The organism is Arthrobacter sp. NPDC058130 (assembly GCF_042884475.1).
Classification (GTDB): domain Bacteria; phylum Actinomycetota; class Actinomycetes; order Actinomycetales; family Micrococcaceae; genus Arthrobacter.
The window spans coordinates 114,148-139,497 of record NZ_JBHVTV010000011.1; the positions used below are offsets into that span (position 1 = coordinate 114,148).

General features: G+C 67.6%; 23 protein-coding genes. 11 read left to right on the top strand and 12 right to left on the bottom strand.

The genetic code is table 11. From position 1 onward, the window contains the following. The first annotated feature begins 319 nt into the window (after positions 1-319). The gene (locus tag ACFVTM_RS17495; protein ID WP_390205091.1) at positions 320-766 is read left to right on the top strand and encodes a type II CAAX prenyl endopeptidase Rce1 family protein; all 447 of its coding nucleotides are present in this window, start codon (positions 320-322) and stop codon (positions 764-766) included. 72 nt (positions 767-838) lie between these two features. Here the strand turns inward: ACFVTM_RS17495 and ACFVTM_RS17500 are convergent, their stop codons facing one another. Continuing rightward, a complete protein-coding gene (locus ACFVTM_RS17500; RefSeq protein ID WP_390205011.1) occupies positions 839-2,575 on the bottom strand; it encodes a SulP family inorganic anion transporter in 1,737 nt (578 codons plus the stop codon). Positions 2,576-2,777: 202 nt separating this feature from the next. Between ACFVTM_RS17500 and ACFVTM_RS17505 the strand changes: the two genes are divergently transcribed. Next, positions 2,778-3,752: an aldo/keto reductase gene (locus ACFVTM_RS17505; RefSeq protein WP_390205013.1), complete on the top strand. Its 975-nt coding sequence runs from the start codon at positions 2,778-2,780 to the stop codon at positions 3,750-3,752. 71 nt (positions 3,753-3,823) lie between these two features. On the opposite strand, the gene ACFVTM_RS17510 is transcribed toward ACFVTM_RS17505, so the two are convergent. Beyond that, positions 3,824-4,897, bottom strand: a complete 1,074-nt coding sequence (locus ACFVTM_RS17510; protein ID WP_390205015.1) for an adenosine deaminase — start codon at positions 4,895-4,897, stop codon at positions 3,824-3,826. Between the two features lie 49 nt (positions 4,898-4,946). Here ACFVTM_RS17510 and ACFVTM_RS17515 point away from each other — a divergent pair, with 49 nt between their 5' ends. Together ACFVTM_RS17515 and ACFVTM_RS17520 are read left to right on the top strand one after the other, a co-directional pair. Beyond that, positions 4,947-7,571: an ABC transporter gene (locus ACFVTM_RS17515; protein ID WP_390205017.1), complete on the top strand. Its 2,625-nt coding sequence runs from the start codon at positions 4,947-4,949 to the stop codon at positions 7,569-7,571. A gap of 299 nt (positions 7,572-7,870) precedes the next feature. Continuing rightward, positions 7,871-8,524 (top strand): transglycosylase family protein, encoded by a 654-nt coding sequence (locus tag ACFVTM_RS17520; protein ID WP_390205018.1) that lies wholly within the window; start codon positions 7,871-7,873, stop codon positions 8,522-8,524. Positions 8,525-8,639: 115 nt separating this feature from the next. On the opposite strand, the gene ACFVTM_RS17525 is transcribed toward ACFVTM_RS17520, so the two are convergent. Next, positions 8,640-9,167: a hypothetical protein gene (locus tag ACFVTM_RS17525; RefSeq protein WP_390205020.1), complete on the bottom strand. Its 528-nt coding sequence runs from the start codon at positions 9,165-9,167 to the stop codon at positions 8,640-8,642. Between the two features lie 218 nt (positions 9,168-9,385). Between ACFVTM_RS17525 and ACFVTM_RS17530 the strand changes: the two genes are divergently transcribed. After that, entirely contained in the window at positions 9,386-10,279 is an 894-nt protein-coding gene (locus ACFVTM_RS17530; RefSeq protein WP_390205022.1) for an MSMEG_6728 family protein, read from the top strand. A 113-nt stretch (positions 10,280-10,392) separates the two neighbouring features. Here the strand turns inward: ACFVTM_RS17530 and ACFVTM_RS17535 are convergent, their stop codons facing one another. Further along, the gene (locus ACFVTM_RS17535; RefSeq protein ID WP_390205024.1) at positions 10,393-10,854 is read right to left on the bottom strand and encodes a hypothetical protein; all 462 of its coding nucleotides are present in this window, start codon (positions 10,852-10,854) and stop codon (positions 10,393-10,395) included. 213 nt (positions 10,855-11,067) lie between these two features. On the opposite strand from ACFVTM_RS17535, the gene ACFVTM_RS17540 reads away from it, so the two are divergent. Continuing rightward, positions 11,068-12,075, top strand: a complete 1,008-nt coding sequence (locus ACFVTM_RS17540) for a response regulator transcription factor (RefSeq protein ID WP_390205025.1) — start codon at positions 11,068-11,070, stop codon at positions 12,073-12,075. A gap of 63 nt (positions 12,076-12,138) precedes the next feature. Continuing rightward, a complete protein-coding gene (locus tag ACFVTM_RS17545; RefSeq protein ID WP_390205026.1) occupies positions 12,139-13,368 on the top strand; it encodes an ATP-binding protein in 1,230 nt (409 codons plus the stop codon). Here ACFVTM_RS17545 and ACFVTM_RS17550 read toward each other — a convergent pair. The 3 genes from ACFVTM_RS17550 to ACFVTM_RS17560 all read right to left on the bottom strand — a co-directional run bounded on the left by ACFVTM_RS17550 (position 13,334) and on the right by ACFVTM_RS17560 (position 15,258). Continuing rightward, positions 13,334-13,729 (bottom strand): Hpt domain-containing protein, encoded by a 396-nt coding sequence (locus ACFVTM_RS17550; protein WP_390205028.1) that lies wholly within the window; start codon positions 13,727-13,729, stop codon positions 13,334-13,336. The genes ACFVTM_RS17545 and ACFVTM_RS17550 overlap by 35 nt on opposite strands. Next, the gene (locus tag ACFVTM_RS17555) at positions 13,726-14,547 is read right to left on the bottom strand and encodes a signal peptidase I (RefSeq protein ID WP_390205029.1); all 822 of its coding nucleotides are present in this window, start codon (positions 14,545-14,547) and stop codon (positions 13,726-13,728) included. The genes ACFVTM_RS17550 and ACFVTM_RS17555 overlap by 4 nt, the downstream gene beginning before the upstream one ends. Positions 14,548-14,640: 93 nt before the next feature. Beyond that, positions 14,641-15,258, bottom strand: coding sequence for a TasA family protein (locus ACFVTM_RS17560; protein WP_390205030.1), 618 nt, complete (start codon positions 15,256-15,258; stop codon positions 14,641-14,643). 188 nt (positions 15,259-15,446) lie between these two features. Between ACFVTM_RS17560 and ACFVTM_RS17565 the strand changes: the two genes are divergently transcribed. From ACFVTM_RS17565 to ACFVTM_RS17580, 4 genes are all read left to right on the top strand, one after another. Then, positions 15,447-16,334, top strand: a complete 888-nt coding sequence (locus tag ACFVTM_RS17565) for an SDR family oxidoreductase (RefSeq protein ID WP_390205031.1) — start codon at positions 15,447-15,449, stop codon at positions 16,332-16,334. A 39-nt stretch (positions 16,335-16,373) separates the two neighbouring features. Further along, the gene (locus ACFVTM_RS17570) at positions 16,374-16,760 is read left to right on the top strand and encodes a DUF1622 domain-containing protein (protein ID WP_390205033.1); all 387 of its coding nucleotides are present in this window, start codon (positions 16,374-16,376) and stop codon (positions 16,758-16,760) included. Positions 16,761-16,801: 41 nt separating this feature from the next. Then, positions 16,802-17,590 carry an isocitrate lyase/phosphoenolpyruvate mutase family protein gene (locus tag ACFVTM_RS17575; RefSeq protein WP_390205034.1) on the top strand — a complete coding sequence of 263 codons (789 nt, stop codon included), beginning with the start codon at positions 16,802-16,804 and terminating at the stop codon, positions 17,588-17,590. A 61-nt stretch (positions 17,591-17,651) separates the two neighbouring features. After that, on the top strand, positions 17,652-18,374 hold the full coding sequence (locus ACFVTM_RS17580) for a DUF2071 domain-containing protein (RefSeq protein ID WP_390205092.1): 723 nt from the start codon (positions 17,652-17,654) through the stop codon (positions 18,372-18,374). Between the two features lie 107 nt (positions 18,375-18,481). Here ACFVTM_RS17580 and ACFVTM_RS17585 read toward each other — a convergent pair whose 3' ends face one another. From ACFVTM_RS17585 to ACFVTM_RS17605, 5 genes are all read right to left on the bottom strand, one after another. Beyond that, the gene (locus tag ACFVTM_RS17585) at positions 18,482-18,970 is read right to left on the bottom strand and encodes a GNAT family N-acetyltransferase (RefSeq protein WP_390205035.1); all 489 of its coding nucleotides are present in this window, start codon (positions 18,968-18,970) and stop codon (positions 18,482-18,484) included. A gap of 161 nt (positions 18,971-19,131) precedes the next feature. Then, on the bottom strand, positions 19,132-20,913 hold the full coding sequence (locus ACFVTM_RS17590; protein WP_390205094.1) for a gamma-glutamyltransferase family protein: 1,782 nt from the start codon (positions 20,911-20,913) through the stop codon (positions 19,132-19,134). Positions 20,914-21,019: 106 nt separating this feature from the next. Further along, complete coding sequence (locus tag ACFVTM_RS17595) at positions 21,020-21,151, bottom strand: hypothetical protein (RefSeq protein WP_390205037.1); 132 nt, start codon at positions 21,149-21,151, stop codon at positions 21,020-21,022. Between the two features lies 1 nt (position 21,152). Further along, a complete protein-coding gene (locus ACFVTM_RS17600; protein WP_390205039.1) occupies positions 21,153-22,547 on the bottom strand; it encodes an OFA family MFS transporter in 1,395 nt (464 codons plus the stop codon). Positions 22,548-22,772: 225 nt separating this feature from the next. Beyond that, positions 22,773-25,343, bottom strand: a complete 2,571-nt coding sequence (locus ACFVTM_RS17605; protein ID WP_390205041.1) for a Tex family protein — start codon at positions 25,341-25,343, stop codon at positions 22,773-22,775. Between the last annotated feature and the right edge of the window lie 7 nt (positions 25,344-25,350).

Sequence of the window (25,350 nt, forward strand, 5' to 3'; positions counted from 1 at the left end):
ATGTGTCGTGACCCACTATTACAGGGCTGAGCGGGCGGCGCGAGGGTTCAACTCACCGCTACCCGCTAGTAGTTTTGCTGCCCGGGTAGCCTTTGCTTTGCGATGCCGGCTTTGTGGAGTGCTGGATGCCGGGAGGCCCGTGGGCGGACAATGAGCCGTCCCTGTTGCTCAGGAGCCGTCATGGCCCGCTTCAAACTCTGGCTGCAGCGTCACCGCCTCCCGGCGTTCTTTGTCCTGGCCTTCGCGATTTCCTGGTGCACCTGGCCTCTCTATGCGGCCGGACTGATGCCGCAGTTCGAGTTCCTGCCTGGTCAATCCGCTGGACGGCCCCCTGGGAGAGGAGCCCGGTTTCCGCGGATATGCCGTGCCTCTGCTTCAGGCCAGGTGGACTCCGTTGCGGTCCGCGACACTGCTCGGCGTCGTGGTGTCCCTCTGGCACCTGCCGCTGGTCCTGTTCGGGCAGCTCAGCCTGATCGGGCTGCCCACCACGTTCGCCATCACCTTTCTGTACGTGTGGCTGTTCAACCGCACCGGCGGCAGCGTGCTGCTGACATACCTGTTCCACAACGCCCAAGGAACGTTCACGGTGGGTTCCTTCGGCTTCTCCGGTGCCGAGGCTGACCGGGCGGAACTCATCTATTTCGTCGTCGTGGTCCTTACCGTCCTCACCACCGTTCTCCTGGACCGGGGTGCCTGGCGTACGGCGCCTGCCTCGGCCATCGACTCAGTGCTGCTCCGTTCCGGACCGGCTCGAGTCCACCGCTAAGGAGGAGCCATGTCCTCACCCCTGCCGTCCCATGCCGGGCCCATTGCCCTGGCCGCCGGCCTGGCCTAGTGCTCAGTCCCCGGCACTCCAATCCGCGCCGGTCTGGGCGGAATAGGCGGCGACAGCAGCTTCGATGGTGCGGTAGAAGTGCTGCGGCTCGATCTCGCGTGTGAGCTCGAATCGTTCCACCTTCTCCCGGACCCGGTGTTTGAGCTCCGCGAAGACCAGCGATGTGCCCTGCTCATTCAACTCGCGGTCCAGGTCGAGCAACATGTCCGCGGCGGTGGTGTCCACGTCCGTAATAGGTTCGGCCGCGATGAGGATCCACCGCGGACTGGGTTCGGCCCGCGCGAGCCGCCGGATGTTGTCCCGGAAGGTGGTGGCGTTGGCGAAGAACAGCGGCGCGTCGAAACGGTAGATCACCAGGCCGGGCAGGTGTTTCGCATCCGGATGGACGTTGACGTCGTGGAACCCCTCGAGCCCCGGCACCCGCCCGATCACTGTCTGGTACGGCCACCACGACCGGCGGAAGACATTGAGGATGGATAGTCCCACCGCGATGCCGATGCCGGGCAGGACTCCCAGGAGCACCACCCCGAGGAAGGCCGCGAGCGATAGGCCGAACTCGGTCCTGCTCTGGCGAAAGAGCCGCACGGTGCCCGGAATGTCGGAGAGCGAGACCGACGCCGTGATCACCACGGCCGCGAGGGCGGGCTGGGGCAGGTTCCGGAACATTCCGGGCAGCAGCACGAGCATGAGGACGATCAGCAGGGCACCGGTCAGGCCCGTGAGCTGGGTCTTCGAGCCGGACCGTTCTGCCACGGCGGTCCGGGAGCCGCTGGTGCTGACGGGGAAGCCCTGGAAGAGGCCCGCGGCCAGGTTCGCGGCACCGATCCCGATCATCTCCTGGTTGCCCCGGATCTCCTGGCCGGAGCGCGCGGCGAACGCCGTCGCCGTCGAAATCGTGTCCGTCAGCGAGACCAGCGCAATTCCCACGGCGCCGGCAAGCATCAGCACGATGTCCGAGAACGCCACGTGCGGGATGGTGAAGGGCGGGAAGCCCTGCGGGAGGTCCCCGACCAGGGAGACGCCCATATCGGCGAGGTCGAACAGCGAGGTGGCCGCGATCGCGAGCACCACCATGACGAGCACTGCCGGGACCTTGGGCAGCCACCGTTGCAGGGCCAGTATCAGCACGATTCCCGTGATGCCGACGGCGGCCGCGGCCGGCACTGTCTCGCCGCTGGCCACGCCCTGCACGAAGCCGACGACGTCACCGATGAAGTTGTCGCTGTCCACCTTGAACCCGAAGAGCTTCGGGAGCTGGCCGACCAGGATGGTGAGCGCCAGGCCGTTCATGTAGCCGATCATCGTGGGCTTGGAGATGAGGTCCGCGATGAAGCCGAGCTTGGCCACCGAGGCCAGGATCATGATGACGCCCACCATGAGCCCGAGCATCGACGCGAGCGCCACCGCCTTCTGCGGGTCCCCGCCGGACCCGACCAGCGGCAGGACCGTGGCCGCGATCATCGGGCCGAGGGAGGAGTCCGGGCCCAGGACGAGGATGCGGGACGGGCCGAAGATCGCGTAGGCGACCAGGCACAGGACGGTGGTGTACAGCCCGGTGATCGCCGGAAGTCCTGCCAGTTCCGCGTAGGCCATGCCTTGGGGAACGAGCAGCGTTGCCAGGACGATTCCGGAGATGATGTCCTTGCCGAGCCAGTCCTTTTGGTACGCGGCGGCGACGTCGAGTCCGGGCATCACCTGGCGCAGCGAACCCTTGCGCTGCTGTCCGGTGGTGTTGGTCATATCTGCACTCTGCCGCGCGGCACCACCCGGCGCATCCCCCGGCAAGGGTGAGCCCCGAGCGGCGTCTCCGCCGGCCGTTGTGCCCCCGGCCGGATGGGCCTAGAGTGGCGGTCTGCCAACTGCGTGCCGTCCCGCTGCCCGATGAGGATCTGCCCGATCAGGTGCCGGAGGCTGCCCCCACCGTTCTGTTGAGGAGCTATCCATGGAATCCCGTACGCTCGGTTCGCTCACCGTCTCGGCCCTGGGGTTGGGCTGCATGGGAATGAGCGAGTTCTATGGCCACGGCGACGACAGCGAGTCCATCGCCACGATCCAGGCCTTTCTCGACGCCGGCGGCAGCCTGCTCGACACCGCCGACATGTACGGCCCGTTCACGAACGAGGTCCTTGTGGGCCGGGCCATTGCCGGCCGGCGGGATGACGTGGTCCTGGCCACCAAGTTCGGCAACGAACGCCGGGCCGACGGATCCTGGGTGGGCATCAACGGCTCCCCGGACTACGTGCGCGCCGCGTGCGATTCAAGCCTGCAGCGGCTGGGCGTGGACCACATCGATCTGTACTACCAGCACCGGGTGGACCAGACCGTCCCCATCGAGGACACCGTCGGGGCCATGGCCGAGCTGGTGCAGGCAGGCAAAGTCCGGCACCTTGGCCTGTCCGAGGCCAGCACCGACACCATCCGCCGCGCCCACGCGGTGCACCCCATCACCGCCCTGCAGACCGAGTATTCGCTGTGGGAACGCGAGCCGGAGACCAAGGTCTTCCCGGTCCTGGCCGAGCTGGGCATCGGCTTTGTCCCCTACAGCCCGCTGGGCCGGGGCTTCCTGACCGGCCAACTGCGCAGCCCCGACGACTTCGCGGCAGACGATTTCCGCCGGCACTCCCCGCGTTTCCAGGGCGAGAACTTTGCCCGAAATTTGCAGCTCGTGGACCGGGTCAAGGAGTTGGCGGACGCGAAGGGATGCACCCCGGGGCAACTTGCACTGGCCTGGCTGCTGGCCCAAGGCGAGCACATCGTTCCCATCCCGGGCACCAAGAAGCGCGACCGCCTGCGGGAGAACCTGGGCGCTGCCGACGTCGAACTCTCCGCCGAGGACCTGAACCGCCTGGACGAGCTCGCTCCAGCCGGGGCGGCAGCCGGATCGCGCTACCCGAACATGGGCACGATCGACACCTAGCTCCGTTGCCCTATCATCTATGGTCCCTATCCGCCCGTTTTAGCGACCATGACTGACAGGGCAACGCGGGGTTAGTGCCCGGACGCCGCCAGGTCTGCCAGCAGCTCGGCCTTGCGTTCCTCGCTGGCGAAGGATGAACGGATCGAGTTCGCGGCCATCCGCACGCAGTCGAACTCGGACAGGCCGATCTCGGACCTGAGCTGCTCGAAGTTGTCGTCCACGTACCCGCCGAAATACGCGGGATCGTCCGAGTTCACGCTGACGTTCAGCCCCGCAGCCAGCATCGCCGGCAGCGGGTGCTCGGCAAGGGTGTCTACGGCCCGGAGCCGGACGTTGGACAGCGGGCACACGGTCAGCGGCATGAACTCGTCCACCAGACGTTCCACGAGGTCCGGATCTTCCATGCAGCGGATGCCGTGGTCGATCCGCTCCACGCCGAGGATGTCCAGCGCGTCGATGATGTACGACGGCGGGCCCTCCTCGCCGGCGTGCGCGATCCGGTGCAGCCCGGCGTCCTTGGCCCGAGCAAAGAGCCGCTCGAATTTGGCCGGCGGGTTGCCCACCTCGGCGGAATCGAGCCCGATTCCGGCGATCGGGGCGTTCATGGCGAGCAGCTGCTCGAGCACCTCGAGGGCCGATTCCTCGCTGAGGTCGCGCAGGAAGGCCGCGATCAGGAGGGTGGAGATGCCGAACTCCTCACGGGATCCGGCCAGCACCGAGGCCACGCCGTTGACGCATGTCTCCAGCGATATCCCGCGGGACAGGTGGGCCTGCGGGTCCAGCATGATCTCGGCATGCCTGACCCCGGCGAGCGCCGCCCGGCTCAGGTAGGCCCGGGTCATGTCGGCGAAGTCCTGCTCGGTCTGCAGCACGGCCATGTTGGCGTAGTACAGGTCCAGGAAGGACTGCAGGTCCGTGAACTGGTAGCGCGAGCGCAGCTCCTCCAGGTCCGCGTAGGGCAGCTTGATCCCGTTGCGTTCCGCCAGCGCGAAGATCAACTCCGGCTCCAGTGTTCCTTCGATATGCAGATGCAGTTCGGCCACAGGGAGTGCGAGGGGTTCGCCGGCCTCCGGCGCTTCCTGTTCTTCGTCCGGCTCTTCCGGCTCTTTCTCCGTTAACTGGGTCTCGCCGTCGTTCTTTTCCATCCGGTAAGGATATGCCCGGCCGCCGGCCATCACCGATAGAGTCGAATCAATGCAACGTAAACAGCATGCTTCCGATTTGCCGCGCCCGAGCGTACCTCGTCTGGTTCCCGATCTGGTTCCCGGCAATCCGACGGACGGCTTCGTCCGGGTGCGCGGTGCCCGTGAGAACAACCTGCGCAACGTGGACGTGGACGTGCCCCGCGACGCGATCGTCGCCTTCACCGGCGTCTCCGGCTCGGGCAAGTCCTCGCTCGCCTTCGGCACCATCTATGCCGAGGCGCAGCGCCGCTATTTCGAATCCGTAGCGCCCTATGCCCGCCGTCTCATCCAGCAGGGGCACAACCCCAAGGTGGAAATGATCACAGGGCTGCCGCCGGCCGTCGCGCTCCAGCAGCGCCGCGGGACGCCGACTTCGCGGTCCACGGTGGGCACCCTCACCACGCTGTCCAATTCGCTGCGCATGCTCTTCTCCCGTGCCGGCAGCTATCCGGACGGCGCCAGCCCGCTGGACTCCGACGCGTTTTCCCCGAACACAGCCGCCGGCGCCTGCCCGGAGTGCCACGGCCTGGGGATCGCGCACACCGTCACTGAGTCTTCTCTGGTCCCGGACACGTCCCTGAGTATCCGCGACGGCGCCATCGCCGCCTGGCCCGGCGCCTGGCAGGGCAAAAACCTGCGCGACATCCTCACCCACCTTGGCTACGACGTCGACACCCCCTGGCGGAAGCTGTCCAAAAAGGACCGCGACTGGATCCTGTTCACCGAGGAACAGCCCGTGGTGGAAGTGACGCCCCAGCGCGACCGCGTCGCTAAGCCGTACAAAGGCCGGTTCTGGAGCGCCAAGAGCTATGTGATGCACACCCTCGCCGATTCCAAGAGCACCACCATGCGCGACCGGGTGCTCCGCTTCATGGAAACAGGTCCGTGCCCGGTCTGCGGCGGCAGCGGCCTGACGCCCGCCGCCCTCGCCGTCACCTTCGCCGGGCGCACCATCGCCGACCTCAGCGCCGTCCCCCTGACGGAACTGGCGGACATCATCCGGCCCACCACCGAGCTCACGGAGGCCGGAACCGCCTCACGCAAGCAGTCCTCCGGCGAGGGCAACGAGGTAGCCGTCGCCATTACCCGCGACCTCCTGCAGCGCGTCACTGTACTCCTGGATCTCGGCCTGGGCTACCTCGCGCTCGGCCGGTCCACCCCCACGCTCTCCCCCGGCGAAATGCAGCGGCTCCGGATCGCCACCCAGCTCCGGTCCGGACTGTTCGGCGTGATCTACGTGCTGGACGAACCCTCGGCCGGCCTGCACCCCGCCGACGCCGAGCCCCTGCTGGCGGTCCTGGACCAGCTCAAGTCCTCCGGCAACTCGGTGTTCGTGGTGGAGCACAACATGGACATCGTTCGTCGCGCGGACTGGCTGGTGGATGTGGGTCCCCGCGCCGGTGAAGGCGGCGGCGAAGTGCTTTACAGCGGACCCGTGGCAGGCCTCGCCGACGTGAACGCGTCCGTCACGCGGCCGTTCCTGTTCCCGAATGGTTCGGCTGACGGCTCCGGTCCGGACGCGGCGGACGACGGCGGTACGCACAACAGCGGTGCTCACCGCGGCGGCGGCCGCCGGGAGGCCTCGGACTGGCTGGAACTGCGGGACATCAGCAGGCACAACCTGCGCGAACTCGACGCCAACTTCCCCCTCGGTGTGCTGACCGCGGTTACCGGCGTCTCCGGCTCGGGCAAATCCACCCTGGTCAGCCAGGTCCTGGCCGAAGTGGTCGGCGCCCGGCTGCACCCGGAAGCCGGGGCCGAGGGGGCACCAGCTGCTGAGGACCTGGAGGCCCAAGCCGGTGAGTCCGCCGAACCGCTCCGTGTGGGACCCGTCTCCGGCCTGGACCAGCTGGACCGGCTCGTCAAGGTGGACCAGAAACCGATCGGGCGCACGCCGCGCTCCAATCTGGCCACCTACACCGGCCTCTTTGACGCGGTCCGCAAGGAATTCGCGGCCACGGACCAGGCCAAGGCGCGGGGCTTCGGGGCCGGGCGTTTTTCCTTCAACGTTGCGGGCGGCCGCTGCGAGACCTGCCAGGGTGAGGGCTTCGTGGCCGTGGAACTGCTCTTCCTGCCGGGCAGCTACGGCCCGTGCCCCGAGTGCGATGGCTCGCGCTACAATCTGGAAACCCTCGAGGTGACGTACCGCGGCAAGAATGTGGCAGAGGTGCTGGGCCTGACGGTCAATGACGCCGCAGAGTTCCTCGACGCGGTCCCGGCAGCGGCGCGCAGCCTGCAAACGCTGCGCGAGGTGGGCCTGGGCTATCTCCGCCTCGGTCAGCCGGCCACCGAACTCTCCGGCGGCGAGGCCCAGCGCATCAAGCTCGCCACCGAACTGCAGCGCGCCCAGCGCGGCCACTCCCTCTACCTACTGGACGAGCCCACCACCGGGCTGCACCCGGCCGATGTCCAGCTCCTCATGGCCCAACTGCACCGGCTCGTCGACGCAGGCAACACCGTGATTGTGGTGGAACACGATATGGATGTGGTGGCCGCGGCGGACTGGGTGATCGATCTTGGCCCGGCAGGTGGCGATGCCGGTGGCCAGATCGTGGCGATCGGGACCCCCGACGCCGTCGCGCGTTCCAAGAAGAGCAGGACAGCTCCGTACCTGGCGTTAATGCTCGGCGGCTGACGCTCGGGGCATGTTCGCCGGCGTCCGTGCTCATAGGCCTGGAGGCTGGCCGCGACAGTCGGGCCCCGGCGAGATGATAACGGCAGAATTAGGAAAAATAACGTCTTGATAACGGACCGGGACTGCCTTAACCTAGTGTGCATGCCCGGCAACCGGGTATTGCATGCCCGGTGCTACCACCACCAAATACTGCCCGACCGGTAGACACCGCACATGACCTCTATTGTCAGGGGCGGGCAGTGGCGCGACAACGTCCGGGGACGGACCGAGCGCTGGTGGCCCTCAGGAGCATCCCAACAATGAAGAAATCCACCTATGGCACTGCCGCGCGCCGCGGCATCACCCTGGCGGCTGTTTCAATGGCCGCCGTCGCACTCTCCGCAACCTCCGCGAACGCCGCTGCACCGGCGCAATCCCCGTCGAACGTCTGGGACTCGCTGGCCCAATGCGAAAGCAGCGGCAAGTGGAACACCAACACTGGAAACGGCTACGCGGGCGGCCTGCAATTCAGCCAAAGTACGTGGGCGGCCCATGGCGGCACGGGGTCCGCGGCGAACGCCAGCCGTGAGCAGCAGATCGCCGTCGCCCAGAAAGTTCAGGCCAGTCAGGGTTGGGGCGCGTGGCCGGCCTGCGCGGCGAAGCTGGGCCTGCGTGGCGGCGCGGCAGCTCCGCAGAGCGCAGCCGCAGCACGACAGCCCGCCGCGGTTTCCACCCCAGCCAAGGTGCCTGCCCGGCAGGCAGCGCCCAAGGCCGCCGTCCAGGCACCGCGCCACGCGGCACCGGTATCAGTGAGCGGCCAGACCTACACCATCCGGAGCGGCGAAACCCTGAGCACGATCGCCGGGAAGCTCAACATCGCCGGCGGCTGGCAGTCGCTGGCCGACGCGAACGCGGCGACCATCAGCAATCCCCACCTGGTGTACCCGGGCCAGGTGCTGCAGCTCCCCGGATAGGAACCCCGCTAAAGCACAACACGGTTAAAGCACGACGCCGGAGCGGTCCCGCAAGGGGACGCTCCGGTGTCGTGGTGCCTGGGTTAGCCGTACTGCCTGGGTAAGCCGTGCAGGCTCAGGCGGCCTGCGGGAGTTCGCGGACAATCTGGACTTTCCACGCGGCGTCGTCGCTTGTGTCCAACAGGGCCACCGTGCCCATGGCCAGGTGCAGGGCCACCCGCTTCGCGGCCAGGAGCTCCAGGTACAGGTTTTCGTTCATCCGGGCAGGGGCGTCAATGACGTACTTCACGGCGTCCCGGACCTTGCGGTAGTTGGCGCTCCGCTCCCGGTGCAAATGCAGTTCGAGCATGTGGCGCTGCCGGATCCGTGGTTCGTGCCGGTTCAGCCAGGACACCGCGGCGTGGACCGCTACCACCACCGCCAGGCAGATGACGTAGATCTGCCAGCCGCTCGAGAGCAGGAAGAGGGGCAGATTGGCGATCGCCACCACGGCGATGAAGAGCCGGAGGGCCACAAGCCGCCGCATGGTGAGCGCTACCGACGCCATTGCTGCGCGAAACCCGTGTTGTTCGTCGAGGGCGGCAATCGGGTCCAGCGTGAATTCCTCCAGCACCACGATCCCGTTGGCGTCAGGGCTGAGCATTTGTCCATACTTGGGCACAAACGGCGCCGGTGCAGCAGTTACTGTTGATTCTGGCTCAGCTAATAAAGTCATGGGCGTGTCTTCCGTGGCGGCGGGAGTGGTTCATGTTATTTTAGCCGTTCTTCGGGGCCTCTGTCTGCCATGTTCCGCGATGTGAGCACTCTCACCGGCGCACCCCAGCAATTGGCGCATTTGGTCCGTGGCCTCAAACTGGAGAGATGCAGACTTTCCTCCCCTTCCCCGATTTCCAGCAGAGTGCCGCGGCTTTGGACCGCGTGCGGCTCGGCAAGCAGCGTGTTGAGGCGCTGCAGATCCTGCGTGCGCTGGTGATCCCTGAGTACGGCTGGCAGTCGCACCCGGCCATCCGGATGTGGATGGGGTACGTTCCCGCGCTGACCATGTATGGCCTGGCCATGGTGGATGAATGGACGGCCCGCGGCGGCGAGGACACCACCCGCGAGAAGATCATGGAGTTCGCCCCGCAGGCGGCCCACCCCGGCTACGCCGCCAAAATCCCCATGCCCCCGTGGCTGGGAAATGAGGATCTCCACCTCAGCCACCGGTCCAGGCTCATTGCCAAGGATCCGCGGTTCTACTCCAAGGTTTTCCCGGGCACGGACCCGGACCTGGAGTACGTCTGGCCCGAGCCCAAGCACGAGCTCCTGCCCGAGGATCCTGCCGGCGAGCGCATGTGGGTGCTTCGCCTGCCGCTCGGCGACACCGAGCCCGAGCAGCTGAAGACCGTCAGCCTGCCGCCGGTGGGACGCGCCAAGGCCGCGGCGGACGACGAGTACCAGTTCGTCTACGCCGATTCCGGCTCCCGCCGCCCGAAGGTACGCAAGCTGCCGCCGAAGCAGCTCGTCAAGAAGCCCACCCGCAAGCGCCAGCAGCAGGAAGAGGCGTTCACCACGCTCCCCGGCAACTCCGTGGTCGCCATCCCGGTCAATGGCGGCACTTCCTTCGCCATCGGCAAGGTCCTGGGCCGTCCGATCACCGTGGACGGCCAGTTCGCCCGCAACTTCCAGGTGGACGAGATCGTGGACCGCTCCGCGTTCGATTACCCCGCCCTGCTGCAGGACCCGAGGGCTTTCTTCCCGATTCCGGCGAGGTAGCGGACGCGATTCCGGTGTGCCGCCAGCCGGCGGGCGAGATAGCCGCCCGACGTCGGTCCGGCGTTTGGCGCCAGTCCCGGCGTCGGGCGCCACACGCGGCACTTCAGGAACCGTCAGCAGGTGACCGATTGCTGCAACGCTGCCCCGGTCCAGGACCCGACCTTCGCCGTCAGGGTGAAGGTATAGGTTCCCTTGCCGTTGCTGGACGTCATGGTCACCTCATTCTGGCCCTGCCCGGTTAGCGGGACCACCGCCGGCGACCCTGTGGGCGGCGTCAGCGTCGCCGTGTACCCCGTGGCGCGGTCGACGTCGGCAAAGTCCGTGAAGGTGATGGCGGCGCTCTTCTGTCCGTGAGCGTTGCACTGCAGCGTGCCGTTGATCGATGCCGGCGCGGGAACTTTGTACGTTCCAACGCTGAGGGAGGCGGTGGTTTTGGCTGTGAACGCCGCAAACGCCAGCCCGGGAGCACCCAACACCAGAGCCACGGCTACCGGGACTGCGAGCAGTCCGCGAAGTCGCGTCAGCCAGGCGGGCTTGACCCGCGAGGCTGCCGGTGTGGGCTGGGGGACGTTCACTGATTGCTTCCTGTTAGAGCTGGCCATCCAATAACTCCCACTCTGGCAGTGCAGCTTCAACCCAAGGCCGCGAAAAGCTTCAACATTTGCTCAAGAAAACCTGTTAGCCTAAATCCACCGTGGCCCTTGGGGTTTGTGTCACAAGCTGTGACACAAGGGGTCACAGCGACACAGGGGTCTCATCGTCTTACAAGCTGGGGTTTGGGTGGTTCCGTGAGTCAGCTGCGAGCTGTAGTCGTGGATGACGACGCCGATGTTCGGCTGCTGCTGCGCCGGACGCTCGAGATGCAGGGGTTTGCCGTTTTTGAGGCCGCCTCCGGGTCCGACGCGCTGGTGAGCATCCAGGAAAACAGCCCAGATGTGGTGACCCTGGACCTCAACCTTCCCGATCTCGACGGCGTCGAGGTATGCCGCCGGATGCGGAAATTCTCCGAGGCTTACGTCCTCATGATCACTGCCCGGGCGGACGAGATCGACGAATTGATCGGCCTGGAAACCGGCGCCGACGACTTCATCAGCAAGCCCTTCAGCCCCCGCACAGTGCAGGCCCGGGTGACGGCGGTATTGCGCCGCCACCGGCCAACCCCGCAGCGCCCTACGCCGCAGCGCCGGGCCACGGACTTCATGCCCCGGGCGGCCGACGCTTCATCAACCGGGATGTCCGCCGGGACGAACGACACCCCGCGCCGCCGGGCGAGCGATGCCGCGCCCGTTGTGGTCCCGGTTGCCGACGCGGCGGCCGGCGCGGCAACCGCCCCGCAAGATCCTCCGCGGCGCCGGGCAAGCGACGCGGCGCCCGGCAACCCGCCGGGCGCCCCTGCTTTCAACCCATCCGGCGGGTCCGGCGTCGCGTCTGGTCATGACCGCCGTCATGACCGCCGTCACGACCGCCGGCACGACGACGCCGGCGTCGTCCGGCACGGTCCGCTCGTGGTGGAGGTCGAGGGCCGGGCCGCGTCGCTGGACGGGGTAGAACTGGTGCTGACGCGCACGGAATTCGATCTCCTGGAAGCCTTGGCCGGCGCGCCGCGACGGGTCTGGACCCGGAAGGCCCTGCTGACCAAGGTGTGGGGTACCGAGTGGCCCATGGACGAGCACCTCGTGGAGGTCCACATCGGCAACCTGCGCCGGAAACTCGGCGACAAAGGCCGCGAACCACGCTTCATCCGCACGGTCCGGGGCGTTGGATACCGGATGGCGCCGGCCGAAGGGGTGGGCTAGCTGGCCGCGCCTCCGCCAGCCCCTGGGCCGCGGGAAGACGAAGCCGGGACACTGCGCAGGTCCGTGCTCGAGGAGTACGGCCTGCCCCAGCTTGAACCGCACACCGCCGGGACGGCAGCCGATTCTCCGGATACGCGAGGACAGCTCCAGAACCTGCTCAGTCTTGCCACGACCACCACGGGCATCCCGTTCGGCGTCGTGAACATCATTACGGAAGACGAGCAGCACCACATCGCCGCCATGGGAATCGATCCCGGGGTGTGTTCACGCGAAGTGTCGATGTGCAGCCGCGTCTTCCTCAGCGGCGGGACCACCGTGGTTCCTGACGCGTCCCTGGACCCGATGTTCCAGGACCACCCGTTTGTCACGGGACAGATCGCAGCCATCCGGTTCTACGCCTCGGTCCCGCTCACCACGGCGAACGGCTTCGTGCTCGGGTCGCTGTGTGTGTTTTCGCTCGCGCCCGCCGAGCTCTCCACCGAAAAGCAGGCGGCGCTGGAGATCATCGCTTCCCAAGTGGTGTCCGTGCTCGAGCTCCAGCACCACGCCCGGATGCTCGCCCGGAGCCTGGAGGAGGCCCGCAACAGCAACGAACTGCTGGAATCCTTTGCCAGCCGCATCAGTCATGATCTGCGCAACCCGCTGACCAGCATCATCGGGTTCACCGAGCTGGGCGAGCTGCAGGGGTCCACGGACGCTGAGGATTTCCGCATCATTGGCCGGACATCCCGCCGCATGCTGGCCATGGTGGACGACATCCTGTCCTTCTCCCGCATCGGCGGCGCACTCCGGCGCCAGCCCGTGTCGCTCAGGGCCGTGGTCCGGGACATTGAAGAGGATCTGGCGCTGTGCCTCAAGGACGCCGGGGCGGAGGTCGACGTTGCGGATTTCGCCCTGGAGGCCGACGCCGGACAGCTGCGCGTACTCCTGCAGAACCTCATCCACAATGCCCTGGCCTACTCCCGCCCGGGCGTCCCGCCGAGAATCCTGGTCACGGCATCAGCTGTTCCCGACGGCGTTCAACTTCAGGTGACCGACAACGGCAAAGGCATTCCAGAGCAGGAACGGGACCACGTCACCGAACCGCTGGTGCGGCTGCATCGCGACGACGACCCGCCCGGTTCCGGACTGGGACTGGCAACCTGCCTCCGGATAGCGAAGGCCCACGGCGGACGGCTGGAGATCAGTTCAGGACCCGACGGCGGCACCACCGTGTCGGTCACGCTGCCCGCTTTGGCACATGCGTCCTCAGCACAGGCTACGGCCCCTGCTGCGCGGGCTCCGCGGAACTAAGCTTCGCGGAAGTAAGCAGAACGGCCATGTGCTGGGCAAAGTCCGCAGCGTTCGAGTCCAGTGCCCTGGCGCCGGTTCGTGCAGAATCCAGGTCGCCGGCCCGGATGCTCCGCTCGATCGCCCGGCTCCGGCCCTCGAGCTGTGTGGCACCGGCCATCGCTGCCGAGGTTGCCATGCTGAGGATCGCGACCAGGGCGCCCTCGCACTTGCCTTCGAGCAGGCTTCGGTGGAGGGTCTCCAGCCGGTCCGGCAAGGCTTCGAGGAAAAGCCCAACGAAGCCTTCGGCGCAGGAACGGGAATCCAGTTCAAAGGCGAGCCGGTCGATCTGCCGGGTATCCAGGACCAGGCCGTGGCCCGTCATCCCCTGCTCTCTTCAGAGCCGGCGCTTGTGACGGCTACGGTCACGGCTTCCGTGCCAACTTCCGTGACGGCATCCGTGGCGGGTGCCTCGGTGGCGGGTTCGGTGGCAAGAGCGCCGGCGGCCGGGTCTGCCGGCTTCCGCCAGATCGCCGACAGCACGACGACGACGAGCAGCGCAGACGCGCCGTAGAGGAGGACGGACTGGACCAGCGGCTGACGCAAGGCCCGTATGCCGTCGCCAAGATACGGTACGACGCCGGCCTGGGTGTAGACGTAGTCCTCGGACAGCACGGCGGTCCAGGGGTCCGGTCCCGGGTTGGCGTCACCCTTGGTGGTCACCGACGTCGTGCCGGCGTCGTCGCGCTTGATGCTGGCCACCCGGTGGGTTTCGATCCGGTGATCGTCAATCGGGATGCTGTAGGTGATGATGTCACCGACCTTCAGATCGGAGACCGGCGTCCTCACGCTGACAACGACGTCGCCGGGGTTGATCCCCGGCGACATGCTCCCGGTGAGCATGGTGGACGTCTGGTAGTTCAGGAACCGCGGCCCGACGGCGAGGAAGAGGAATACCAGGGCGGCAACAATGAGGAAGAGCGTAAACAGGGCACGTGCGGCCCAGCCAACCGCCGTGGGCACGAGGCGGCCGCGGGTGTGCGGCGGCCGTTCGGCCCGGCGTCGTCCGTGAATCCGATGTGCAGCGTCCTGGCCGGTGCTCTTCTGGACAGTGCTCTCCTGGACAGTGCTCTCCTGGCCGGTGCTGTCTGCTGACGGGAGGTCGACGGATTCCCTGGGACCTGCGTTGATTGCTGCACTCACGGGATCGTTCCCTCCTGCCGGTGTGGATAGTACGGGTAAAACCGGGGACCCAGTCCGGCCGAGACCGGGCCGGACTGAGCCCCCGGAGACTGGCTACTTGTTGGCGGCGGCGCGCTGGACGGCGTCGAACGCGAAGTTGATGGTGCTGGACAGGCCCTGGAACGTGTTGTCCGCGGTGACCGGCACCGTGGTGGTGACTCGGAGGTAGTCGGTTTTCGTGGCCGTCAGGGAGGTGAGGCCGGCCAGCGCGATGTTGCTGCCCACCACGGCCCGGGACGACAGGACCGTGGTGGTAGTTCCGGAACAGGTGTACGTGAACGACGGCGACGTGCCGGCTTCTGTCCACGGCACCGAGCAGGCATCAACCTTCAGCTGGAGGCCGTTGGTGGAGTCGGAGTCCAGTTTGGAGGACGGTGCGGCGGCCGTGGTGGTGAGAGTGACTGAGGCCAGGTTTTGGTCACCGCTGTTGGTCAGGGTGACGGCACGCTGGACGCTGTCACCGGGAACGGCGCCGGAAGCGGCAACGCTGAGGCGGTTGTTGGCGCCGGTTCCGACGTCGAACTTCACAGTGCCCGAGCTGACCGCGGCCGAGGCCGAGGTGCTGGCGGTGAAGCCACCGTAGGTACCCATCCCGGCCACACCGGCAGCTGCGGCGAGGAGGGCGGCCGAGGCCAGGACCTTGCTGGACGTGGACTTGAGGTTGAGACCCATGGGATTTCCGTTTCGTGGAGCCGGCCGTGGTTGGCCGGGCGACGTATGTTGTGTCCGCCAGCCCCCTGGCTGACTCCTACAACAATGCCGGGCCTCCTTCAAGGCAAGGCCGCAGTGGGCGACAAGATCAGTTCAAGATTTTCTCAAGCCTGTCCGTTGGGTTTCCCGAAGGCTGGCAGACTGGCCTCATGACTGTTCTGCTGGCCGGTTGCGGCGATCTGGGTACCGAGGCCGGGCTGCGTTTCGCGGCTGCCGGCCACCGCGTAGTGGGATGGCGCCGGTCGCCGGAAAAACTTCCAGCCGCCATCGAGGGCGTCGCGGCCGACCTGGGCTCCGGCGAGCTGCCGCCCATCCCCGAGGACACGACCGCCGTCGTGGTCGCGATCGCCGCTGATTCCCCGACTGAAGATGCCTACCGGGCCGCCTACGTGGACGGTCTCGCCCACGTGCTGGACGCCGTCCTGGCGTCCGGGGCCAGCGTCCGCCGGGTCCTGTTTGTTTCCTCCACCGCCGTTTACGGCGACGCCGCCGGCGGCTGGATTGATGAACGCACGACGCCGGAACCCGGCGGCTTCTCGGGCCGCATCATCCGCGAAGCCGAGGAGCTCCTCTACAGCCGCCTGCGCGGCACCGGCATCACCCCGGTGGTGCTGCGCCTCGGCGGGATCTACGGACCGGGACGGACGCGACTGATCGACCAGGTGCGCGGCGGAACCGCTGTCATTCCGGCGTCGTCGCGCTTTACCAACCGTATCCACCGCGACGACGCCGCCGCCGCAATCGTCCATCTGTGCACCATGGACGCGGTTCCCGGGCCCGTGTATGTGGGCGTCGACAATGAACCGGCCGAGCTCGGCGAGGTGCTGGGATTCCTGGCGGAGGAGCTGGGACTCCCCCGGCCGGCGTCGGAGTCCGTGGGTGCGGCGGTGAGCGCGGCGGGCGGCGAAGCCTCGCGGGGCGGCAACAAGCGAGCCAGCAACGGGCTGCTTCGCAGTACGGGTTTCGAGTTTCAGTACCCGAGTTTCCGGGAAGGCTACCGGGCCATTCTCGCCGGCACCGGCGTCCGGCACCCCTAGGCCCGTTGAGTTCGCCGCCCACTTTCCCTGAGGAGGACCATGGAATTTCAGCACATCATTGAGACGGTCGGCGGCTTCATGGACTTCGCCGGCGTGACCGTCATGGTGGTCGGCGCCATCGTGTCCATCCCCATGGCGCTGCGCGGATTCCAGCCCCGGCGCCGGCCCGCGGGATCCGAACCGCTCTCCGTCTACCGGTCCTACCGGCAGCTGCTGGGCCGCTCCATCCTCCTTGGCCTGGAACTGCTGGTCGCGGCCGACATCATCCGTACCGTCGCCGTGACGCCAACCTTCGAGAGCGTCGGCGTGCTCGCCATCATCGTGCTCATCCGGACCTTCCTGAGTTTCTCGCTCGAGCTCGAAATCACCGGGCGGTGGCCCTGGCAGACCCAGACCGCGGGATCCTCGGCGTCGGCCGCAAGGTAGGGGCTCTTTCGGGTGTCTCGGGCCCCGGTTAGGCTCGGGGGATGACAGAAAACGTGCGTTCCCATGCCCCCAAAGCCGCCGAACTGCTCCGTCTCCACTATGCCCCGGAGATCCTCCAGGTCATCAACGTCTGGGACGCGATCACCGCGAAAGTGGTCGCCGACGTCCCCGGAACCAAGGCGTTGGCCACGGCCAGCCACTCCATTGCCGCGTCCCATGGCTACGAGGACGGCGAGCACATCCCGGTCGACGAAATGATCGCCGCCGTCGGGCTCATAGCCTCCGCAACGTCGCTGCCCGTCAGCGCCGATCTGGAAGCCGGGTACGGGAACCCCGGCGAAACGGTACGCAAGGCGATCGGCGCCGGCGCTGTCGGAGCGAACATCGAAGACCAGATGCGGCCGCTCTCCGAGGCCGTTGAGCAGATGAGCGCCGCCGTGCGCGCCGCCACCGGTGAGGGCGTCGACTTCGTCCTCAACGCCCGCACCGACGCCTTCCTCAAAGCCGGCGACCGCGACCGCGCCGCCGTACTGGCCGATGCCATTGAGCGCGGCCGGGCGTTCCTCGACGTGGGCGCGACCAACGTGTTCGTGCCCGGCCTGCTGGACGAGGCCACCGTCACCGCCCTGGTGGAAGGAATCGGCTGGAACAAGATTTCGGTCATCAACGTGCCCGGTTCCCTGGCTCCGGCGAAATTGCAGGAACTTGGCGTGGCCCGCATTTCCTACGGCCCGTGGACCCAGCGGGTGGCCCTCACGGCCTTGGCCGACGCCACCGCGGAGCTGCTGGCCGGCGGGGTGCTTCCAGACGGCACACGGCAGCTGAACTGATTTGATCCGATTGGGCGCAGATCCGTGGCCGGATGCACCCGGGGTTCCGGCACCGATCATCATGGACCAGCGGTGGGTGGACGCGGTCTTCCTGCACTGGCGCATCCCTGAGGCAGTGGCGGCGTCATTCATGCCACCGGGCGTCGCACCCGACGTCTTCGACGGATCCGCCTGGGTGGGGCTGATCGGGTTCCGCATGCAGCGCGCCGGAATTGGTCGCGGTCCCGGCATCCCCTATTTCGGACGCTTCAACGAGATCAATGTCCGGCTCTACTCCAGGGAACCGGACGGCACCCGGGGCGTCGTTTTCCGCAGCCTGGATGCGTCACGCTTGGCGGCCGTGCTGGTGGCGCGGGCGGGCGGGATTCCATATGTGTGGTCGCGCACGAGCTTCCTTGGTGCCAACGGCTTGCACTCCGCGGACCTGGCGGACCCGAGCGCTGGCGCAGGAGGTGCGACCATTGGGTATTCCGTGCGCCGCTTCCGGGGCGGCGCCCGGAGCAACTTCAGCGTCGTCCCGGAGCCCGACGTCGCAGCGACCGACGCGCAGTCCATCCACCTGACGGCCCGGTTCGGTCTGCATTCCCGATTCAAGGACCGGACCCTGTACATCCCCAACACGCACAGTGCATGGCCGCTGTACCGGGCGCGACTGATCGGCCTTGAGGATCAGCTCGTGCGCGCCGCGGGAATCGAAGTCGCCGGACCACCCGAGTCCGTGCTGTTTTCGCCCGGAGTCCACACACAGTTTGGCCGGCCACGGGTCCTGGAGCCCACGCCATAAGTCCTCCGCTCAGGCATTTCCGGTGATCTGAGGTCGGTGATTGCGCAGATCCTTGGGGCTGTGAATCCTGGGGGCACGGCCCGGAGGCCCAGAATCGGCTTTGGCCTTCAAAGAGACAGTTTGAAACCGACGTGCGAGGGCTCGAAGCCAAGGCGCTCATAGAACCGGTGCGCTTCGACCCTGGACTCGTCAGATGTGAGCTGGACCAGTCTGGCACCGCGTCGACGCCCTTCGGCGATCGCCCACTTGATCATCGCCCCTCCAAGACCATTGCTTCGAAGGTTCGACCGGACGCGCACCGCTTCAATCTGCATTCGCAGGGCTCCAGCTCGGGCGAGTCCGGGAATGAATGTCAGTTGCATGGTCGCAACCACCTCATTCTCCGTCGAGACGACGGCGACAAGTAGGTGCGCAGGATCAGAGTCAATTGCCTGAAAAGCAAGATCGTAGGAGAGCCGGTCCTCGATCGCAATCGAATCGACAGATGCTCTGAGCTGGTCGGCCGCCAGAAGACCAACGATTGACCCCACATCAGAAGCTTCAGCTTTCCTTATGGTGAATGGGCCGCCAGGTACTTCCAGTTCAGCGAGAGTCATTTCACCAGTATCCCTGCCAGCAGGAATACAGCCAGGCCAAGACACAAAGGTCCAACCCGATCCCTTGTAATCGGTCCCGTATCGGGAATACGGCCAGAAAAAGAGCTGCCTAAAGCAACGCCCTTGCACTCAACGAGAGTTCATCGGCTGAGCGCAATCTCCTACCGGCCCGCGGCGTACCCCTGCGCACCCCGCGGATTCGCCGCGGCCTGCAGGATCCCAGTCTCAGGATCCCGAACGACGGCGGACAGCCGTCCCAGCGCCCAATCACCTGCCCGGGAGACGACATGCCCGCGGCGCTCCAGTCCCTCGATAACATCCGACCCCAGCCGGTCCTCGACGACGGCGCCGCCGGGCTCCCAGGTGCGAGGCCAGAACGAGCCGGGCATCGACGTCGTATGGAAGGTCGGTGCGTCAATCGCCTGCTGCGGCGAGTACCCGCCCACGATGGTGCGCAGCAGGTACGGCAACTGCCATTGGTCCTGCTGGTCGCCGCCGGGCGAACCCAGCGCGGCCACGGCATGGCCGTCGCGCAGCACGAGGGTCGGCGTCAATGTGGTGCGCGGGCGCTTGCCGGGCGTCAGCGTGGACGGCGTGCCGGGCTCCAGCCAGGTCATCTGAAGGCGCGTGCCCAGGCAGAAGCCCAGCTCCGGGATCGCCGGAGAGGACTGCAGCCAGCCGCCGGACGGAGTGGCCGACACCATGTTTCCCCACCGGTCCACGACGTCGATATGGCACGTGTCGCCGCGGGTCTCCCCCGTACGTGCCACGGTGGGCTCTCCGACGCCGAGCCCGGCCGCGGAGGCGGCGGACACCTCGGAGGCCCCGGAGGCATCGCCCGCGAGCGCCGGCGGCGTGTAGTCGGTACGCAGCGGCGGCCGGTAGGGCACCCGGCCGGGCACGGCGCCGGGCCGGAAATCGTAGGACGCCCGCTCCGAGATCAAGGCCCGCCGCCCGGCGCAGTATTCCTCCGACAGCAGGTAGTCCAGCGGCACGTCCGTGTCGCCGTAGTACGCTTCCCGGTCCGCAAGCGCGAGTTTCTGCGCCTCCAGGATGGTGTGCGCCCCCAGTTCAGTGGACGGATCGAGGCAACGGTCCTCGAAGCCGGCCAGGATGGCGAGTGTCTGCAGCAGCGCCGGCCCTTGTCCCCAAGGACCGGTCTTGGCGATGGTGTGGCCGCGGAATTCCACAGTGGTGGCCGCCTCGTACCCGGCTTCGAACCCCGCCAGATCCGCCGGGGCGAGCACCCCACAATGATCCGTACCCGAGGAGTGCCGGTGCGGGGTCCGGACGGATTCCACCATCGCCCGGGCCACGAACCCCTCCCGCCACTCTCGGCGGGCCGCATCAATGCCTGCCTCGCGGGTAGATGCCGAAATTCCGGCCTCCACGAGCCGTTCGAGTGTTCGGGTGTAGGCGGGGTTCCACACCAGCTCGCCTTCGTCAGGGATCCTTCCGCCGGGCATCCACAACTCTGCCGAGGTGGGCCAATGCGTCTGGAAGAGTGCGGACACGGCGGCGATGGTGGTTCCGACCCGGCCCAGCATCGGGTGGCCGTCCCGCGCGTAGCCGATCGCGAATTCCAGCACGGCGTCCAGCTCCCACGTTCCGTGGTCGCGCAGCAATAACAGCCAGGCGTCGACGGCGGCAGGCACCGCGGCGGCCAGGGCTCCCGAGCCCGGAACGAGGTCCAGGCCTTCGGCAAGGTAATGCTCCACGGTGGCCCGGGCCGGCGCCGGGCCCTGGCCCATCAGCACTACCGGCCGGTCCGGTTTGTCCGCGGTGACGAAGACACCGGTCATGTCGCCGCCGGGTCCGTTGAGGTGCGGTTCCACGACGTGGAGCACGAACGCTCCCGCCACCGCGGCGTCGAAGGCGTTGCCGCCGCGTTCGAGCACCGCCTGGGCCGCCGCCGTCGAAAGCCAGTGCGTGGACGTGCTCATCCCGAAGGTGCCCTGCAGCGTGGGCCGCGTGGTGAATGGTTCCGGGCTTGTGAACGGCACACGGGCCGCGGGCGGGCGGCCGCCGGAGACTTCTCTAACCACGGTGTCAGCCAAAGAGGGCCGCCACGCGGGTGAGGGTCTCATACACGCCATAGGCGAGCGGCACGCCGACAAGGGCCCACGCGATGACTAATTTTCCGGTGGACGGTTTTCCGTGCGAAAGGTCTGCTGCACTCATCTCAAGCCTCCATGGCGGGTTCTTCGGACCGGTCGCGATCCTGGCGAGGTTGGTGGAAACGCGCGTCCACCGGTTTGACCAGCAGGTTGGCGATGAAGCCGATCACCAGCAGCCCCACCATAGTCAGCAGCGCGGGCTGGTACGACGCAGCATTGAGCGCGCCGGGCTTGCCCTGGGCATCCAGGAAAGCGTTGACGATCAGGGGCCCGGCAATTCCTGCGGCGGACCAGGCGGTCAGCAGCCGGCCGTGGATGGCTCCCACTTGGAAGGTGCCGAAGAGGTCCCGCAGGTACGCAGGGACGGTCGCGAACCCGCCGCCGTAGAAAGAGATGATGACGAATGCGAGCGCCACGTAGAGGACGGTCGTCGTCGACCCGGCCAGCGCCAGCACGGTGTAGAGCAACGCGCCGACGCCGAGGTAGACCATGTAGATGCGCTTGCGTCCGGTGATGTCCGAGGTGGCGGACCAGGCGAAGCGGCCGGACATGTTGCCGATCGAGAGAAGTCCCACGAAGCCGGCGGCCACGGCGGCGCTGACCAGGGACACGCCGTCGGACTGGCGGAAGAAGTCCTGGATCATCGGTGCGGCCTGTTCGAGGATGCCGATGCCTGCCGTGACGTTGCAGAACAGTGCGACCCAGACAAGCCAGAACTGCCTGGTCTTGACGGCGTTCTTCGCGGAGACGTTCTCTGTGGTGACGAGTTTGGCCGCTTTGACCTTGGTCGGGTCGAAGCCGGCCGGTTTCCAGCCCTCGGCGGGGACTTTGATGGTGAAAGCGCCGAAGAGCATGTAGGCCAGATAGACGACGGCGAGCGTGAGGAAGAGCTTGCCCACCGCGTCGCCGCTGGCCACCCAGCCTTTGGCACCGGAGTTGGGGTCGTACATCTTGAGCAGCGCCGTGGACACGGGGCTGGCGATCAGGGCGCCGCCGCCGAAGCCCATGATGGCCATGCCCGTGGCCAGTCCGGGGCGGTCCGGGAACCACTTGATCAGGGTGGAGACCGGGGAAATGTAGCCGATGCCCAGGCCGATCCCGCCAATGAACCCGTAGCCGAGGTAAACGAGCCAGAGCTGGCCGCTGAAGATGCCGAGGGAGCCGATCAGGAAGCCGCTCGCCCAGAACACTGCCGAGGTGAACATCGCTTTGCGCGGGCCGTTCTTGTCCACCCAGGTGCCCATGATGGCGGCCGAGAGGCCCAGCATCACGATCGCGATCGAGAAGATCACGCCGATCTCGGTCAGGCTGGCGCCGAAGTGCTTCACCAAGGCCGTCTTGTAGACGCTCGTCGCGTAGGCCTGGCCGATGCACAGGTGCACCGCAAGCGCTGCAGGGGGTACGAGCCACCGGTTGAATCCCGGCGCGGCGATGGTTCGTTCGCGGTCCAGCCAGCCCATGAGTGCTCCCCCTGCTCGTCAACGACATCGGTGTCCGGCACTTTGCAGCGACGGTCCCCTGCCAGGGCCTCTGACCGAGCTTCCGGCAGAGGACCGACGCCTCCGGCCATCATGGTGCAGATCGTCAGCAAACGTACTACTTATGCGCCAAGCGGTAGGTTTTCAGCGATAAGCGGCGGGGGCGCCGTCGGGAAGGGGCGTCGTTCGGCGGGGCGCTGCGGAGCGCTACTTGCCCAAGCCGGCTTTCCGGAGGGCCTCGGCCATCGCGGTGTTGACGGGCGACGGCGTGGGCCTCGGCTGGGAGGCCGACCGTTGCGGCTGCGACTGCCGGCCGGCTGCCTTCGGGTCTTGTCCCTGGCGGGGCTGCTGCCCGGGTTGCCCCTGCCGGGGTTGCTGCTGTCGAGGCTGCCCCTGCCGGGGCTGACCCTGCCGGGCGGACGGTGCGCTGCCCCCGGAAGCTGCCGGTTCGTCGTCGAGCCTCAGCGTCAGGGAGATGCGTTTCCGCTCCGGATCCGCCTCCAGCACCTTGACCCGGACCACCTGCCCGGACTTCACCACCTCGCGGGGGTCGGAGACGAACCGGTTGGCCAGCGCGGACACGTGCACCAGGCCGTCCTGGTGCACACCGACGTCGACGAACGCGCCGAACGCCGCCACGTTGGTCACGGTTCCCTCCAGCACCATCCCGGGCCTGAGGTCCGAGATCTTCTCGATGCCCTCGGAGAACGCCGCCGCCGCGAAGGCCGGACGCGGGTCACGGCCGGGCTTCTCCAGCTCGGCGATGATGTCCCGCACCGTGGGCAGCCCGAAGCTGCCGTCCACGAAGTCCTGGGGATTCAGCGCCGCATAGCTCCCCGCAGCGGGCGCCTTTCCGGCAGCGGCCTTGATTTTTCGGGCCACCGGGTACGCTTCCGGGTGCACGCTGGAGGCGTCCAGCGGTTCCGCTCCCCCGGTGATCCGCAGGAAGCCGGCACACTGTTCGAATGCCTTGGCGCCCAGCCGGGGCACCTTCCTCAGCTCGCTGCGCTTGTTGAAGGGCCCGTGCTCGTTCCGGTACGCCACGATGTTCTCGCTCAGCAGCGGCCCGACGCCGGCCACCCGGCTCAGCAGCGCGGGCGAGGCGGTGTTGACGTCCACGCCCACCGCGTTCACGCAGTCCTCGACGACGGCGTCCAGGCTGCGGTCCAGCTTCGCGGCCGTGACGTCGTGCTGGTACTGCCCGACGCCGATCGACTTCGGCTCGATCTTCACCAGCTCCGCAAGCGGATCCTGCAGCCGCCGGGCGATCGAGACGGCACCGCGCAGGGATACGTCCATGCCCGGCAGTTCCGCGGCGGCGAGCGCCGACGCCGAATAGACCGAGGCGCCGGCCTCGGACACGACGATCTTCTGCGGCTTGGCCGGGTTGGCCTCTGGGTTGGCAGAGTCCGAGCCGCCGAGCTGCTTCAGCAGTTCGGCGGCGAGCTTGTCGGTCTCCCTCGACGCCGTGCCGTTGCCGATCGCGACGAGTTCGACGCCGTGCTTCTCCGCCAGGCCCACAAGCGTCCGCAGCGCCTCGTCCCATTTCCGGGCCGGGGCGTGCGGGTAGATGGTGTCAGTCGCGACCACCTTGCCGGTGCCGTCCACCACGGCGACCTTCACGCCGGTGCGCAGGCCCGGATCCAGGCCCAGGGTGGCGCGGTTCCCGGCCGGCGCGGCGAGCAGCACGTCACGCAGGTTCGCGGCGAAGACCCGCACGGCCTCGTCCTCGGCGGCGGCGAACATCCGGCTCCGCAGGTCCGCCGTCAGCCGGGCCAGCACCCGCGAACGCCACGCCACCTGCGCGGTCTGCGCCAGCCAGGCGTCGGCGGGCCGGCCGCGGTCGGCAATCCCGAGGAACCTGGCCACAGCGGCTTCGTACCGGCCGCGGGCGGCCGTGAGAGCGGCGTCGTCGTTCGGTTCGGCCTCGGCGAGATCCAGCTCCAGCACCCCGTCCTTCTCGCCGCGCAGCAGCGCCAGGACGCGGTGCGAGGGCATCCCGGCCGGCTGCTGGGAGAACTCGAAATAGTCCTTGAACTTCTGCCCCTCGGCGTCCTTGCCCTTCTTCACACGGGACACCATCCGGCCCTGGGTCCACAGCCGCTCCCGCAGCGTTTCCGCCAGGTCGGCATCCTGCGCGACGCGTTCGACCAGGATGGAGCGGGCACCGGCGAGCGCGGCGGCGGCGTCCCCGATGGAATGTTCGGCGTTGAGGTACTTGGCCGCTTCGCGGTCCGGGTCCAGCTCGGGGCGCTTGAGCAGGGCGTCCGCGAGCGGCTCCAGTCCGGCCTCGCGGGCGATCTGCGCCTTGGTGCGCCGCTTCGTTTTGAACGGGAGGTAGATGTCCTCGAGCCGGGATTTGGTGTCGGCCCCGACGACGGCGGCCTGCAGTTCCGGGGTCAGGGCACCCTGCGCGGCGATCGCTTCGAGGATGCTCCGGCGGCGGTCCTCGAGCTCGCGGAGGTACCGCAGCCGCTCCTCCAGGTCGCGGAGCTGGGTGTCGTCCAGGGTGCCGGTGGCTTCCTTGCGGTACCGGGCGATGAAGGGAACGGTGGACCCGGCGTCGAGCAGGTCAACGGCGGCCTTGACCTGCCACGCCTGCACGCCCAACTCGCCGGCGATCTGGGCGGCGATGCCGGACTCCTGCGTCTGGGGCGCGCCGGACTGCGGTACACCGGCCTTTGGCGCCCCGGCACCGGGAGCTCCAGCCTGTGGGGTGCCGGTCTTCGGCGACGGGCTAGCTGCGGATGAGGCGGGGCGCTGCGGGAGTTGGGTCACCCCATCC